This is a genomic window from Parahoeflea alexandrii (assembly GCF_024105735.1).
GTDB classification, from domain to species: domain Bacteria; phylum Pseudomonadota; class Alphaproteobacteria; order Rhizobiales; family Rhizobiaceae; genus Hoeflea; species Hoeflea alexandrii.
This window is the reverse complement of sequence record NZ_JAAAML010000004.1, coordinates 423,802-438,772: the sequence shown is the minus strand read 5'-3', so window position 1 is coordinate 438,772 and position 14,971 is coordinate 423,802. Positions and strand designations below refer to the sequence as shown.

At 62.7% G+C, this 14,971-nt stretch carries 10 protein-coding genes; 6 read left to right on the top strand and 4 right to left on the bottom strand.

Going from position 1 to position 14,971, the window contains the following annotated elements:
* Nucleotides 1-143: 143 nt before the first annotated feature.
* From GTW23_RS21350 to GTW23_RS21330, 5 genes are all read left to right on the top strand, one after another.
* Nucleotides 144-1,238 carry a polyamine ABC transporter substrate-binding protein gene (locus tag GTW23_RS21350; RefSeq protein ID WP_252917416.1) on the top strand — a complete coding sequence of 365 codons (1,095 nt, stop codon included), beginning with the start codon at nt 144-146 and terminating at the stop codon, nt 1,236-1,238.
* Nucleotides 1,239-1,414: 176 nt separating this feature from the next.
* Complete coding sequence (locus GTW23_RS21345; protein ID WP_252917415.1) at nt 1,415-2,554, top strand: ABC transporter ATP-binding protein; 1,140 nt, start codon at nt 1,415-1,417, stop codon at nt 2,552-2,554.
* Nucleotides 2,555-2,563: 9 nt separating this feature from the next.
* A complete protein-coding gene (locus tag GTW23_RS21340) occupies nt 2,564-2,941 on the top strand; it encodes a hypothetical protein (RefSeq protein WP_252917414.1) in 378 nt (125 codons plus the stop codon).
* A gap of 10 nt (nt 2,942-2,951) precedes the next feature.
* The gene (locus GTW23_RS21335; RefSeq protein ID WP_152010102.1) at nt 2,952-3,860 is read left to right on the top strand and encodes an ABC transporter permease subunit; all 909 of its coding nucleotides are present in this window, start codon (nt 2,952-2,954) and stop codon (nt 3,858-3,860) included.
* 9 nt (nt 3,861-3,869) lie between these two features.
* Nucleotides 3,870-4,691: an ABC transporter permease gene (locus tag GTW23_RS21330; RefSeq protein WP_152010101.1), complete on the top strand. Its 822-nt coding sequence runs from the start codon at nt 3,870-3,872 to the stop codon at nt 4,689-4,691.
* 10 nt (nt 4,692-4,701) lie between these two features.
* On the opposite strand, the gene GTW23_RS21325 is transcribed toward GTW23_RS21330, so the two are convergent.
* Together GTW23_RS21325 and GTW23_RS21320 are read right to left on the bottom strand one after the other, a co-directional pair.
* Nucleotides 4,702-4,944 carry a DUF6460 domain-containing protein gene (locus GTW23_RS21325; protein ID WP_152010100.1) on the bottom strand — a complete coding sequence of 81 codons (243 nt, stop codon included), beginning with the start codon at nt 4,942-4,944 and terminating at the stop codon, nt 4,702-4,704.
* A 117-nt stretch (nt 4,945-5,061) separates the two neighbouring features.
* The gene (locus GTW23_RS21320; RefSeq protein WP_252917413.1) at nt 5,062-6,936 is read right to left on the bottom strand and encodes an AsmA family protein; all 1,875 of its coding nucleotides are present in this window, start codon (nt 6,934-6,936) and stop codon (nt 5,062-5,064) included.
* 181 nt (nt 6,937-7,117) lie between these two features.
* Between GTW23_RS21320 and GTW23_RS21315 the strand changes: the two genes are divergently transcribed.
* Nucleotides 7,118-9,073 (top strand): acetoacetate--CoA ligase, encoded by a 1,956-nt coding sequence (locus GTW23_RS21315; RefSeq protein WP_252917488.1) that lies wholly within the window; start codon nt 7,118-7,120, stop codon nt 9,071-9,073.
* Nucleotides 9,074-9,105: 32 nt separating this feature from the next.
* On the opposite strand, the gene GTW23_RS21310 is transcribed toward GTW23_RS21315, so the two are convergent.
* Both GTW23_RS21310 and GTW23_RS21305 read right to left on the bottom strand, forming a co-directional pair.
* On the bottom strand, nt 9,106-10,176 hold the full coding sequence (locus GTW23_RS21310) for a flavin monoamine oxidase family protein (protein ID WP_252917412.1): 1,071 nt from the start codon (nt 10,174-10,176) through the stop codon (nt 9,106-9,108).
* 339 nt (nt 10,177-10,515) lie between these two features.
* A complete protein-coding gene (locus GTW23_RS21305; RefSeq protein ID WP_252917411.1) occupies nt 10,516-14,745 on the bottom strand; it encodes an ATP-binding protein in 4,230 nt (1,409 codons plus the stop codon).
* Nucleotides 14,746-14,971 lie beyond the last annotated feature (226 nt).

Here is a 14,971-nt window from a genome sequence, read left to right as displayed (position 1 = left end):
TTGATCACCTCTTGTGCAACCTGAGATTCCGCCTAAAGTTGGGTCATCCGCCGCACCCGGCCATCAAAGGCCGGGACGTGGAAGCCTCCGCTACGGCTTGGCCGTTTGAGGAGTGGCAAGATCACAAAACGAGAGGAACAGGAATGACCCTGAAAACCCACCTAATCTCAGCAGCCGTCATGCTCGCCGCATCGACCGTGCTCGCCACCGCCCAGGAGCGCGTGGTCAACGTCTACAACTGGTCCGACTATATTGATGAGTCCATTCTCGAGGAATTCACCAAGGAAACCGGCATCAAGGTTGTCTACGACGTGTTCGATTCCAACGAGGTGCTGGAAACCAAGCTGCTTGCCGGCTCGACCGGCTACGACATCGTGGTTCCGACCGGAACCTTCCTCGCCCGGCAGATCCAGGCCGGCGTGTTCCAGGAACTCGACAAGTCAAAGCTGCCCAACCTCGCCAACATGGATCCGGCGATCATGTCGCGGCTGGAAAAATACGATCCCGGCAACCAGCACGCCATCAACTACATGTGGGGCACCACCGGCCTCGGCATCAATGTCGACAAGGTCAAGGAACGCCTGGGCGACATGCCGCTCAATTCCTGGTCGATCGTCTTTGATCCGGAAAATATCTCCAAGCTTGCCGATTGCGGTGTCTACATGCTCGACACGGCCGATGAGATTGTTCCGGCAGCGCTGAACTATCTTGGCCTCGATCCCGATTCAAACTCCCCCGATGACATCGCCAAGGCCGAGGAGCTGCTGCTCACGGTGCGTCCGAGCGTCAAGAAGTTCCACTCGTCGGAATACATCAACGCTCTGGCCAACGGTGATATCTGTCTCGCCGTCGGCTGGTCGGGTGATATCCTTCAGGCCCGCGACCGCGCTGCGGAAGCCGATCAGGGCGTCACCATCGAGTATGTCATCCCCAAGGAAGGCGCTCTGATGTGGTTCGACAACATGGCGATCCCCGGCGATGCCAACCATGTCGAGGAAGCCCATGAATTCCTCAACTACATCATGAAGCCCGAGGTCATGGCCAAGGCGTCCAACTACGTCTACTACGCCAACGGCAATCAGGCATCCAAGGAGTTCCTCAACGAGGACGTGATTGGCGATCCGGCCATCTATCCCGACGAGGAAACCATCGGCCGCCTTTACTCGACCTCGCCCAAGGATCAGCGCACGCAGCGCGTGCTGACAAGAACCTGGACCAAGGTCGTCACCGGTCAGTGACCCGATCTGAAACCCCCGGTCCGGTGAATGGGCCGGGGGTTTTCACTTCAGCACCGCGCGCCTGACATCGAGCGCAAGGCAAGCTGGAGCGTTTGTGAGAATGCATGCGCGGTATCGCCGGAATGAACAGGGTTGAACGCGACATGCACCGGTATTGATCATGGGGACAGTTGATCATGAAATCATTGGGCAGCATCCGGCGAAGCTTCGAACCGTGGAATGATCCGAACCAGCGCCCCTACATCGCGTTCGAGAACATCACCAAGAAATTCGGCGATTTCGTCGCCGTCAAGGATCTGACCCTACACATCTTCCAGCGCGAGTTCTTCGCGCTGCTGGGCGGTTCGGGATGCGGCAAGTCAACGCTTCTGCGCATGCTGGCAGGCTTTGAAAACCCCACCGAAGGCCAGATCCTGCTCGACGGCGAGAACATGTCCGGCGTGCCGCCCTACAAGCGCCCGGTCAACATGATGTTTCAGTCCTACGCGCTGTTTCCGCACATGAGCGTCGAGAAGAACATCGCCTTCGGCCTCAAGCAGGACGGCATGGCGAAATCCGAGATCGACGACCGCGTCAACAACATGCTCAAGCTGGTCAAGCTCGACCAGTTCGGCAAGCGCAAGCCGCATCAGCTTTCGGGCGGTCAGCGTCAGCGCGTCGCCCTTGCCCGCTCGATTGCCAAGCGCCCCAAGGTGCTGCTGCTCGACGAGCCGCTCGGCGCGCTCGACAAGAAGCTGCGCGAGGAAACACAGTTCGAACTCATGGACCTGCAGCAGGATCTCGGCCTGACCTTCGTCGTCGTCACCCATGACCAGGAAGAGGCCATGACCATGGCCGACCGGATTGCGGTGATGGATGTCGGACGGATCATCCAGATCGGCACCCCGGCGGAAATCTATGAAGCGCCGAAATCCGAATTCGTCGCCAGCTTCATTGGGGACATCAACATTTTCCGCGGCGAGGTCACGGCGGTCAAGGGCGGCGTCGTCGACATCGAGACGCCCGACGGCATGGTCATCCGTTCCGAAACCCCGCATGCCCACGCAACCGGCGAGAAGGCCAGTTTCGCCATCAGGCCGGAAAAGCTGCGGGTCTCCCGGACCAGGCCCGAGGGAGGCATCAATGCCGCTTCCGGCGAAGTCTGGGATATCGGCTATCTCGGCGACATGACCGTGTTTCACATCAAGCTCAAGAGCGGAGATGTGGTCAAGGCATCGCTGCTCAACGCGGTCCGCACCGTCGAGGATCCGTTTAGCTACGACGAGGAGATCTGGGTCTCCTTCGCCCCGGACAGCGGCGTCGTGCTGAGCAATTGAGGGATGTTCATGCAGAGCACCGAGCCGTCAGACCAAGCTGCCCAGAAAAGGGCCTTCAGGACCAATCGCATCGCCGCGATCGTCATGACCCTGGCCATTGCTGCGGGCCTGCTTGTGCAGCGTCCCGAAGTCGCTTCGGTCTATCTCGGCTATGTCATTGTTTCGGTCTATTTCCTCGCTCTCGCCAAAACCTACGGGGTTCTCGTCAAGTCATCTCCGCTGAGCGAGCAGAACTTTGCGGCCTATGTCTCGGTTGCCACCCTGGGTTTTTTCGCGGTCCTGATCGGCGCGCCGCACTTGATCGATCTTTACGGCACCATGGTGCTGGCCGTTCTCTCAATGCTCATGGCGATCTTTCTCGCCCGTGCCATCATCAAGTCGCTATGAGGGTCTCCCGGTGAAACTCATCTCAGCCATCACCCGCCGCCTGGTCATCATCGTTCCCTATGCCTGGCTGCTGATCTTCTTCCTGGTGCCGTTCCTGATCGTGCTCAAGATCTCGTTTTCGGAACCGGTGATGTCGATGCCGCCCTATGCGCCAACCATCGACCTGGCTGACGGCATTTCAGGCATATTTGACGCCTTCCGGCAGTTCAGCTTCTCGAACTATCTCTGGCTGACCGAGGATTCGCTCTACATCAACGCCTATATCTCCTCGATCAAGATCGCCTTCATTTCCACCATGCTCACCCTGCTGATCGGCTTTCCGCTGGCCTACGGCATGGCCCGCGCCCCGTCATCGCTGCGGCCGACGCTTCTGATGCTGGTCATCCTGCCGTTCTGGACCTCGTTCCTGATCCGCGTCTATGCCTGGATCGGCATTCTGAAGCCCGAAGGCCTGCTCAACCAGGCGCTGATGGCCATCGGCCTGATCGACGATCCGCTGATCATCCTCAACACCGACACTGCGGTCTATATCGGCATTGTCTATTCCTACCTGCCGTTCATGGTGCTGCCGCTCTACGCGGCGCTCGAGAAGATGGACTACGCGCTGATCGAGGCGGCGCAGGATCTCGGCTGCACGCCGATCAGCGCGTTCTGGAAGATCACCTTTCCGCTCGCCATTCCCGGCATTGTCGCGGGCTGCCTGCTGGTCTTCATTCCCGCCGTCGGCGAATTCGTCATTCCCGATCTGCTCGGCGGTTCCCGCACGCTGATGATCGGCAAGACATTGTGGAGCGAGTTCTTCAACAACCGGGACTGGCCGGTCTCGTCTGCGGTCGCGGTGCTGCTCTTGCTGATCCTGGTGGTTCCGATCATGTTCTTCCAGCAGATGCAGGCCAAATCCCAGGAAAGCGGACGGTGAGATAAAGCCATGAACACTAGCTGGACCCGCTTCAACATCGCCTCGGTCGTCTTCGGCTTTGCCTTCCTGTACCTGCCGATCCTGCTCCTGGTGATCTATTCCTTCAACGAATCCCGGCTTGTCACGGTCTGGGCCGGGTTTTCCACGAAATGGTATCGCGAGCTTTTCAACAATCAGGGCCTGATGGATGCTGCCTGGGTCACCGTCCGGGTGGGGCTGGTGTCGGCCACCTTCGCCACGGTGCTGGGCACGCTCGCAGCTCTCGCGCTGACCCGCTACACGCGGTTCAACGGGCGCATCCTGTTCTCCGGCATGGTCTTCGCGCCGCTGGTGATGCCCGAGGTGATCACCGGACTGTCACTGCTCTTGCTGTTCGTGGCCGTCGATTTCGGCCGCGGCTTCTGGACCGTGACGCTGGCCCATATCACCTTCACCATGTGCTTTGTCGCCGTGGTGGTGCAATCAAGGCTGATGAGCTTTGACCGCTCGCTCGAGGAGGCGGCGATGGATCTGGGCGCGGGGCCTGTCACCACTTTTCTGCAGATCACGCTGCCGGTGATCCTGCCGGCGGTGATTGCCGGCTGGATGCTGGCCTTCACCCTGTCGCTCGATGATCTGGTGATCGCGAGCTTCACCTCCGGCCCGGGTGCGACCACGCTGCCGATGAAGATCTATTCCCAGGTGCGCCTCGGCGTAACCCCGGAGATCAATGCTGTCTGTACATTGCTGATCGGCGCCGTGGCAATCGGCGTCATCATCGCCTCGGTTCTCAACAAGAGCCGGGAAGTTCGGCGCCTGCGCGACGAACAGGCGGCCTTCGCCAATCACTGACTGTAAGAGGTCAGTTCCGTGGTGGCCGCAGCAGATAGGTGACGAACCAGATCGGCACGATTACCAGCGATCCGAGCACGATGTTGGGGATGGCCCAGGCCGCCCCTTCCTGCAGGGCCGCGAAGACGCGGTCCGGCGTCAGCCCGATCTCGGCCAGCAGTTCGGCTGCCGACAGGTTGAGCGCCGACAATATCGCGCCGGTGATCAGCGACGCCAAACCGATTTTGACAAGTGCCGAAAGCAGCCGCAGCATTATCTGAGCGTTCTCCCTCTCCGTTCGCTGAATGCCAGGTATCTCTCCGACATCACGCGAACCCGATTGTCGCCAAATATGCATGATTTCGCAAGCGTGGCTTGCCCTTGCCGGATTTCACTCGATCACCGGCGAAATCACCGGCTGCGGCCATGATCCGCCGATGAAGAACCGGAGTGCCTCGGCGCCCGGTTGCGTGGCTGCCGTCTGGCCTTCCGCGACCGGCACCGGCGACAGAACGCCTGCAATGGCAAGGCTCGAGCGCGAATAGGGAATGACGCCCGAAAGCGAGAACATCTGCTGCGGACCGATCAGCTCGGCCGTTTCCAAATTGGCCTCGCCATCGGCGATGGTGGCCTCAAAGCGGGCGGAGTTGAAGGCGAAGCCGGTGCCTTCTCCCAGTTGGCCAAGATCGAAGAACCGTTCGGTTCCGGCCAGTTCGCGGAATTTAGCGACATCAAGCCCCGGCACCATGCCCGCCTCCACCGCAAGGTCGATCTTGCCGGTCAGGTCCGACAGGGCCGTGGCCCAGGTCGGGTAGGGCGAGGTGACCTCAAGGTCGAGTGACCCGGTGCCGCGCGGCAGCGGACCGGTCAGGCCGACGGCATCGAACAGTCCGCTGAAATTTGTCTTGCGCGCCGAAAGCTGCACTTTGAACCCGCCATCGACGCCTTTCTCCGAAAGCGCAACGCGCCCGATCAGGCTGCCGCCATAGGCGGTCGCGTCGCCGACATCGAAATTGGCGCGACCCCGGTCGACGCGGGCCGCCGCGGCGAGGTTCGAGAGCGCCACCGGCCCGAAACTCGCCGATTGCGCCGACAGCCGCAGGTCGAGCCCGATCTCGCGAAGAAAGCGCGTGTCGATGGTCGAGGCGATGTCCTTGCCGGCCTTGGGCAGCGGTGTGAACGCCTGCAGGAAGGAGGCGATGTCAAGCGAGTTGAACGCCAGAGTGCCGGCAATCAGCGGCGGCGCATCTTCGCGCAATTCCATGTCGAGAACGCCGATACCCCGATTCCGGTCTATGATGATGATCAGGTCGTCGAGCTTGGCCTTGGTCCGCTCGGCCGTGACCTTTGCCGTCAGTTCGAGTGCGCCCAGCGCCTCGCCGGGCCTGATGTCGGTGCCCGACCATTCCAGCGCGCGCCGCACCGAAACGCTTGAAAGCGTGAGCGCGCCCGACAGGAAGTAATTTTGTCCGAGGCTGACCGATCCGCCAAACTCAATGTTGAGCGGCGCCGACGAGATCTTGGCCTCCACCGGCGCGGTGCGGCCGCCGAGCAGCAGCAGTGGCGCCGCGGTCGATCCGGCAAACGTCACCTGCTCGCCGCGGAAGATCGCGGTGATGTTCGCCCGCGCCACCGCCGTAGGCGCCGTCCAGGCCACGGTCCCGTTGATCGCGGTGAGCTTTTCGGCCGCCGCACCTGGATCCCGCACCCATTTGATGGTGCCGTCCACGATGGTGACGGTACCGAGTGCGGCAGACGCGGGAATGATCGCGGTGGCGGGAACCTCTTCGCCCGTTTGCGCCGCAAGGTCCCGCGCCACTGCAGCATCGATCCCGCGCGCCAGCTCGCCGGAAGCCGATGTCCAGTTCGAGGTAGCATCGGGATAGAGCTCGACATTGAAGGTCGGCCGGATCAGCCTGAACTCCGAGAAACTCGGTGCGCCGAGCACCGCCGAGAAAAGATTGAAATTGGCGACGATGCTTTCGGCGCGCATGATCGCATCGCTGGCGGCGAAGGCCGATGGCAGGATTTCGACATTGTCGAGCTGGATCGTCGGGGTTGGCCAGAAATCCAGAGAGGGCGCACCGCCGAGCGACACCGGATGGCCCGCCCAGGTGCTGATGTCACGCTCGAGGCGGTCGCGCACCACCCCGCTCGACACCGCCAGCGGCAGGCTTGCAAACACGGCCAGGACCGAGACGAGCACGAAAAGCGCACCCGAAATCGCCGCACGTCGCAAGGACCACTGTGCGATGATGAATCCCAACCCTGATACCCCTCCAGATTCCGCCCCGAATGGCGCTGACGGTTCTGGTTAAAGCTTGGTGAAGGTGAATGCAATTGGTGACTGATGCTCATGGTTATTGTGCCGGGCTTCGGCATCAAGTTCTGTTTGCATCCGGCACCGCCAATGCTACACCCTGACCCGCATTATCTGGCAGGAGCACATCATGACCGACACCCCGCTGTGGAGCCCCAATGAGCAGGATCTGAAGCAGAGCCCCTGGATGGCGTTTGCGGACTTCGCCGGCGCGCGTGCAGGGCGTTCGCTCGAAGATCCGCTCGCGCTTCACGAGTGGTCGGTCGCCGACCGCGAGGGTTTCTGGTCGGCGCTTTGGGATTTCTGCGGCGTCCGCGGCACCAAGGGCGATCGCATTATTGAGAACGGCGACGCCATGCCCGGCGCGCGGTTTTTCCCCGATGCGGAACTGAATTTCGCCGAGAACCTGCTGACCCGCACCGGGGATGAGCCGGCGATGATTTTCCGGGCCGAGGACAAGGCCGCGCGGCAGATGAGCTGGGACGAACTGCACGCGCTGGTCTCGCGCCTGCAGCAGGCCTTCCGCGCGCACGGCGTCGACAAGGGCGACCGCATCGCCGCGATGCTGCCGAACATGCCCGAAACCATTGCCTGCATGCTGGCCTGCGCCTCGATCGGCGCGATCTGGTCGTCCTGTTCGCCAGATTTCGGCGTCAAGGGCGTGCTCGACCGCTTCGGCCAGATCGAGCCGAAACTTTTCATCTCCTGCGACGGCTACTGGTACAATGGCAAGCGCCAGGAGGTGACCGCCAAGCTGGTCGAGATTGCCGCAGCGCTCAAGCCCGGTGCCACCGTGATCGTGCCGACGCTGGATGACGGTGCGGCTGTCGCCGGCGCCGTGGAAGGTGCCGCCACGCTTGCGGACTTCATCGCCGACTACCCTGCCAAGCCTGTATCATTCGAGCCGCTGCCGTTTGCGCACCCGCTCTACATCCTGTTTTCCTCGGGTACCACCGGCATCCCGAAATGCATCGTTCATTCCGCCGGCGGCACGTTGCTGCAGCATCTCAAGGAGCATCGCCTGCATTGCGGGCTCGAGCCGGGCGAGCGGCTGTTCTACTTCACCACCTGCGGCTGGATGATGTGGAACTGGCTTGCCTCAGGGCTGGCGGTCGGGGCAACCCTCTGCCTCTATGACGGTTCACCCTTCCATCCCGACGGCAACGTCATTTTCGACTATGCGGCGGACGAACGCTTCGCCGTCCTCGGCACCTCGGCCAAGTTCATCGATGCCGTCCGCAAGGCCGGGCTCGAACCCCTCAAGACCCACGATCTGTCATCGCTCAGGCTCTTGACCTCGACCGGTTCGCCGCTGTCGCCGGAAGGCTTTTCCTTTGTCTATGAGGGTATCAAGCCCGACGTGCACCTGGCCTCGATTTCCGGCGGCACCGACATTGTCTCCTGCTTCGTGCTCGGCAACCCGGCGCTGCCGGTCTGGCGCGGCGAGATCCAGGGACCGGGCCTCGGCATGGCCGTCGATGTCTGGGACGACAACGGCAAGTCGGTCACCGGCGAAAAGGGCGAACTGGTCTGCACCAAGCCGTTCCCGGCCATGCCGATCGGCTTCTGGAACGACCCGAACGACGAGAAATACCACGCCGCCTATTTCTCCCGTTTCGACAACATCTGGACCCATGGCGACTTCGCCGAATGGACCGGCCATCACGGCATCGTCATCCACGGCCGCTCGGATGCGACGCTCAATCCTGGCGGCGTGCGTATCGGCACCGCCGAGATCTACAACCAGGTCGAGCAGATGGACGAGGTTGTAGAGGCGATCTGCATCGGCCAGGACTGGGACGACGATGTCCGCGTCGTCCTCTTCGTCCGCCTTGCTGACGGCGTGAGCCTGGACGACGATCTCAAGGCGAGAATCCGCGCCAAGATCCGCTCTGGCGCCTCACCCCGCCACGTGCCGGCAAAGATCATCGCCGTCACCGACATCCCACGCACCAAGTCCGGCAAGATTGTCGAACTCGCCGTCCGCGACGTGGTCCACGGTCGCCCGGTCAAGAACCAGGAGGCGCTCGCCAATCCGGAAGCGCTGGGCCTGTTTGCCGGGCTGGAAGAGCTGAAGGGATAGGGCGCGCCGCGCACTGCTCTTCGCCTCTCGCGTCAGAGGCGCTCTCCAAGCAGCTCCGATGCGGCCCGTTCACCCGACAAGAGTGCACCTTCGATGAGGCCGGGGCTGATCTCCGAGACCTCGGAGACCGCGAAACGAAGCCGTCCGCCGAGATGTGGCTGCCTCAGGACCGCGGGAGCCAGATCCGGGTGCTGCGCGGCTTCGGAGAGGTCCATTCCGGTGGCGATACGGGAATTGGTCGCCCAGTCCTGCACCACCAGCTCAAGGGGGTGGCCGGCGGCCTTGCCGAAGCTGGCCGAAAGCTGGTCGAGGATTGCCTGCCGTAGGCCTTCCGGGTCCTTTTTGCGCTGTTCCGGTGACCAGCTCACAAAGCCGAATATTGCCGCGGTCGTGTTGTCGGCGCTGCAATGATCATGCGCCTCGAACAGTGGGCCGTTGCGGCTGACGATCCTGCCCGAAAGTCCGGCATCTCGCCAGAACGGCCGCTCGTAGAGAGCAACAGCCTTGGCCTGGCTGCTCATCCAGGTTGGCGTCCCGCTAAGGGCATCAAGCAGGCTTGCCGGAGCCCAGGGCAGGTGCATGCTTACGGCTGCCACGCGAAGCGGAACAGAAACGATCACCTTTCCCGCTGTGAGGGTCTCGCCCGAACCGAGGTGGATTTGCAGCTTGTCGGGGCCGTCTTCGGCAATCCCGGTCACGGCAGCGGATGTGCGGATCCGGGCGTCACCCACAATGCCGGCAAGGGCATCAATGAAGGCTGACGGACCGCCGGCGATGCGAACCATTCCATCCTGGCCCGGGACAGGCTGGCGGAACGGCGCAGGCCTGTATCCGGTTATGACGGCGTCCCCGTCGTTGAACTGCTCGAAGGTGGCAATGCCGAGCCTGTCGATCCACCGTGCCGCTCCGGGTTGATATTTCGGCCAGACCCAGGTCGGCCCCAGATCGGCCAGCGCGCGGTTGCTGACCGGGTCACGCACCGCACGAATACGGCCCCCGATATGGCGGTCGGCTTCGACAATCTCAACGCTGGCTCCGGCCTGGCGCAACAAGGCGGCTGCAGTGAGGCCTGCCAGGCCTGCGCCGATAACGACTACGTCCAAGATATGTTTCCTCGTCGATTGTGCGGTGCGGCGGGCCTGACCGGCTTTCTTGTCACCTCTTCAGCGACTGTGGTCAGTAGCTTTCCGAAGACCGTGCTCTGCCTTATTTCCTAACAAAACCTTACCGCGAAATTTAACCAAGCCTTTTGAAGCAGGCTATTTCAGTAAAATCTTAAATAATCCGGCAAGGACCGGGCAAGGATTTGCGCGCATTACTGTGGGCAACCTTGGGGTTTCAATTTTACCTTCCAGGTGTTGGTTAGCACTGATGCAATTACACAACGGGGACCCGATCAGGTCCCCGTCTTTTTTGTTCAACCGGCTGAAAACATTCTCACATCAATCGGCCAGCACCCGCTGCGGCGGGAACGAGATCGACACCAGCGTGCCTTCGCCCGGTGCCGAGACAATCTCGAACTGGGCGCGGTTGGCCTCGACCATCGCCTTGGTCAGCGGCAGTCCGAGACCGGTTCCGTCGCCGCGCTGCCGCGGTCCGGGGCCGACCTGGCCGAACGGCTTCATCGCCTGCTCCAGTTCCTTGCGATTCATGCCGATGCCGGTGTCGCGGATACGGATCATCACATTGCCGGACGGCTCATAGGAGGTCGACACCACGATCTGCCCGCCTGACGGCGTGTAGCGGATGGCGTTGGACAGCAGGTTGAGTGCGATCTGCTTGATCGAGCGCTGGTCGGCGACGACGTCCGGCACGCTGGCCGACAGGCTGGTGCGGATGATCACCCGCTGGCTGTTGGCCATCGGCTGCAACAGCGATACGCTTTCGGCCAGATGGTCGTTGAGCGAGACCGACACGAACTCCATGCTCACCTGGCCGGCTTCGATCTTGGAAATGTCGAGCAGGTCGTTGACGATGTCGAGCACATGCTTGCCCGAATTGCCAATGTCGTGGGCGTATTCGAGATAACGCGGGCTGCCGATCGGTCCGAACCGCTCCTCGACCATCATTTCGGAAAAGCCGATGATGGCGTTGAGCGGGGTGCGGATCTCGTGGCTGACCCGGGCAAGGAAATCGGACTTGTGCGAGTTGGCGGTTTCGGCCGCGCGCTTGGCATTGCGCAGCTCTTCCTCGGTGCGTTTCCACTGGGTGATGTCACGCAGCACCGCGCAATAGCCGTTCGAGCCCGACAGCCGGCCGATGGTCATGAACAGCGGCAGGAAGCCGCCCGAAGCCTCGCGTCCGATCACTTCGCGGCCGTCATTGAGCACGCTCGAGACGCCGTGATCGGTAAGCCCGCCGACATAATCCATCACCGCGCGCTGGCTCTCATGGGCAAACAGCATGGCGAAGGGCTGGTCGCGGGTCTCGGCCTCGTCGTAGTTGAACAGCGCGCAGGCCGAACCGTTCATCGAGCGGATGCTGCCGTCATTGTTGAGGATGACGACGCCGTCGGTGGCAGTCTCCAGGATCGAGCGCAGTTCCTGCGCCTCGATCGCCAGTGTGCTGGTTTCGGGAAACTCCTCCTCGTCCCGCTCCGGCTCTTCGGCAGCGTCGTCTTGCGCGCCGACCAGCTCCAGAGGAGCGGTGACTGGGGGCAAGGTTTCGCGTGGCGACAGCGCCAGCAGCAGAGCCTGGCCGTCGCCCCAATTGACCGAGCGCAGCCGGGCGGTGACTTCCCGCCTGCCGCCATCACCACGGCGCACGAACAGCCCGCCATCACTGGAAGCCTCGTTCTCGCCCGGGCGTTCGAGCAGATGATCAAGACCGCCGCGATCGGCCAGTTCCGCAAGTGACCCGTAACCGGTCAGCTCGAGGAATTCGGCATTGCCGTGGATCAGCTCGTCGCCGGAATGCACCAGCAGTGCGGCCGGGATCGCATCGATGATGCCGGCATCCATGCCCGAAGCCATGCCCTGGCGCGCCGGCAACGCGAACGCCGATGGCAGCGCTGCGGGCGAGGCGGTCCCGGTGACTGAGGACTCTTCGACGGAGGGCTTTTCGGCGGAAGGCTCGTCGGTCATTGCCGGGGCGGATGCTTCGCTCTCGCCTGCATGAGCGGTTGCGGCCACATCATCCGCGTCGCTCAAAGCCGTCGCTTCGGTTGCGTCTGCACCGGTCTCCGCCTGGTCCCCCGGGCTTTCCGCCCGGTCCGTACCAGCCTCCTTGTCTTCAATGCCGGGCTGGTCATCCATCAGCGGTGGCTCTGCCCGCTTGCCGAAGGTTTGAGGCGTGTCCGGCTGTTCCGGGGCGGGAGACTCGGACTTTGCCTCCGGAGTCTCCGCGGATGCGTCTGCCGGGGGTGTCGATGTCTCGCTCAGCCGCGCGCCGATTTCGCGGAAGGCTGCCTGCTCGCCCGGCGAGAGGCTTTCGCGGGCCAGGCGCGGCCGGTGTGCTTCCAGGCTGATAACCTTGTCGCTCTCGCGCCGCATCGGTGTTTCCACCAGGCGGATCGCCGGACGCTCGCCGCGGAACGGATCATTGTCGTCGATCTTGTCCTGGCTGTTGCCCGCATCGTCGGTCAGATCTCCAGCGTCTGCCTCCTCCTCGTCAAGGATGTCCGAACCGGCGTCCACACCGTCCATCCGGGCAAGGTCCTCGATGTCTTTCTCGAGATCGCGCAATTCGAGATCCGCATCATCATCCACGCCCGCGATCTCGGAAGTGGCGTCACCGGTCGTTTCCTCGGTGTCGAACGGCTTCTCGTCCTCGGAGACGGTTTCATCAGCGAGAGGCGACATGCGTCCTGGCACCAGGGCAAGGCCAAGCGCTTCCGGGTCTGGACGGGCTTCGCCGATCCGGACGATGCCGAAGCCGCGGAAACCGTCGAAGCGGCGGTCGCGGGTGTAGGTCGGCAGCGCCGCCAGATCGACCGGGGTGACCAGGTCGGTGCCCTGGATCGGCCAGAACACGGTTTTGCCCGACCAGGTGTCGCGGCGGTTGAGCAGGTCGGAAATGACATGATCGGGATCGAGGTTGAACACCCGCGCAAGGTCCGGGAACTTTCGGCCGATGATATCGGCCGAGTGCGGACCGACGGCGGCGGCGAATTCCGGCGAGACTTCGCTGAACTCGCCATCCCGGTTGATCTTCCAGACGAACCGCGCCGGCTTTGCGTCGGGATCGAACTGGAACTCCGGCATGGCAGCGGCAGCCGGTTCGTCCGGTGAGAGGTCCCGTTCGACCTCTGCTTCGGCTTCCGTCTCCGGCTGATCGTCTTCCACGCCAGCCTCTTCCGGGCGGACGTTCTCGCCATCCCCAACGACGTCATCACCGGAGACTTCGTCGTCCACTTCCTCGCCAGAGACGTCGTCCTCTGCGGAGGTCTCATACGCAAGCTCGGTCACATCATCTTGAGCGGATGCATCGTCTTCCGTGGCGATGGATACCGGGTCGGCCGGTTCATCGTCTTGGGCCGCCGGTTCCTCGCCGGAGGCAGCAATCTCGCCCGGTTCGCGGGAGCTCAGCTCTGTGCTGGTGTCGTCTCCGGAAACGGCGCTCCCGGTTTCGATGCTTGCCGCATCATTGTCTATATCATCCGGCTCCTGGGGCACTTCGAGGCCGCGCGCGTCCTCAAAGGCGGTTGGGATTTCGGTGTCCCGTTCCGCCGCCTTGGCCAGCCGTGCATTGAGTTCGTCGCGGATCCGCCTGGTATCGAAGAAGGTCTGGCGCCGCGGCTGCTCCTCCGCCGCGGGTTGATCCGTGCTTTCCGCATAACCGCGGGCAGGGTCCTCGACCGGCGTTTCGTCCGGCGTCTCGCTGTTTGCGCCAACATCGCCCGTGGACTCATTGTCCGCGGGGTGTTCGGCCGTTTCAACGGACGTCGTTTCTGCCTCGCCGGTGGTTTCGGTCTGCTCCTGCAGGACCGGGTCCTGCTGCGCTTGGCCCGATGCGTCATCGTCGATCCTGGCGCCGGTGTCCGCCGCGGCAACGACGGTGTCGTCGACAGGTGCCTGTTCGACGGCAAACAGCAGGTTGAGTGCCGGATCGTCAGCCAGCCTTCCGATCGCCGTCGGCATCGCCCCGTTTGGCGCGTCCGTCATCCGCTTGACCAGCCGGTCGCGCGCGTCGGCCACATCCACCACCATCCGCTCGATATCGGCCTTGGCGAGACCGATCTCGTTGAATGTGCTCGAGGCTGCCAGAACCTGGCCGCGTTCGTCGAGAACCGCGACATGGGTTCCCGTGCCCTCGAACCCGGCAATGATCTGCCGCGCCCGGGCGCCGGGCGCCAGCAGCTGCCCGGCCTGGCTGCTGGTCAGGAGCAGCGCCTGCGCGCCGTCCGGCAGCACAATTTCCTCAAGATTTGCGGGCGCCATCACCCGCGAGAAGCCGCTTGCGGAGCGGACCATGAAATTCTGCGGCCTGCCGGTGCGCGACAGCCCGCTGACCGCGCTCTCGATTTGCCGTCGCATCGACGACTGCCGGCCCAGCCCCTCGTCCAGAACATCATAGATGTTGGAGAAGCCGAAAAGCTGTGCCGCGGCGCCGTTGGCCCACAGCACCTCACCGAGATCGCGGCTCAGCACTGCCACGGCATCGCCCTTGGCAAAGTGATCGCGAACGGAAGCATGGACCGCAAGATCGATGAACGGATAATGATGTGCCGGCATGGGTGGAATTCCAGTTTGGGCCTGTGTGTCCCCTTCCTCGGGGGAATTAAGGGTTTATTAATAGCTTTGCCGCCGCCAGCGGTCCAGCAAACCGGCGCGGAACGGCGCTCATTTGTCTCGAAACGGTTAATGGATGGCGCGTTGCACAATAAATGTTGCACTGCACAATAAGCTGTGCTATACAATTCTTGAAATTGAAACGGGGCCACGAACGGTCCCACTGATG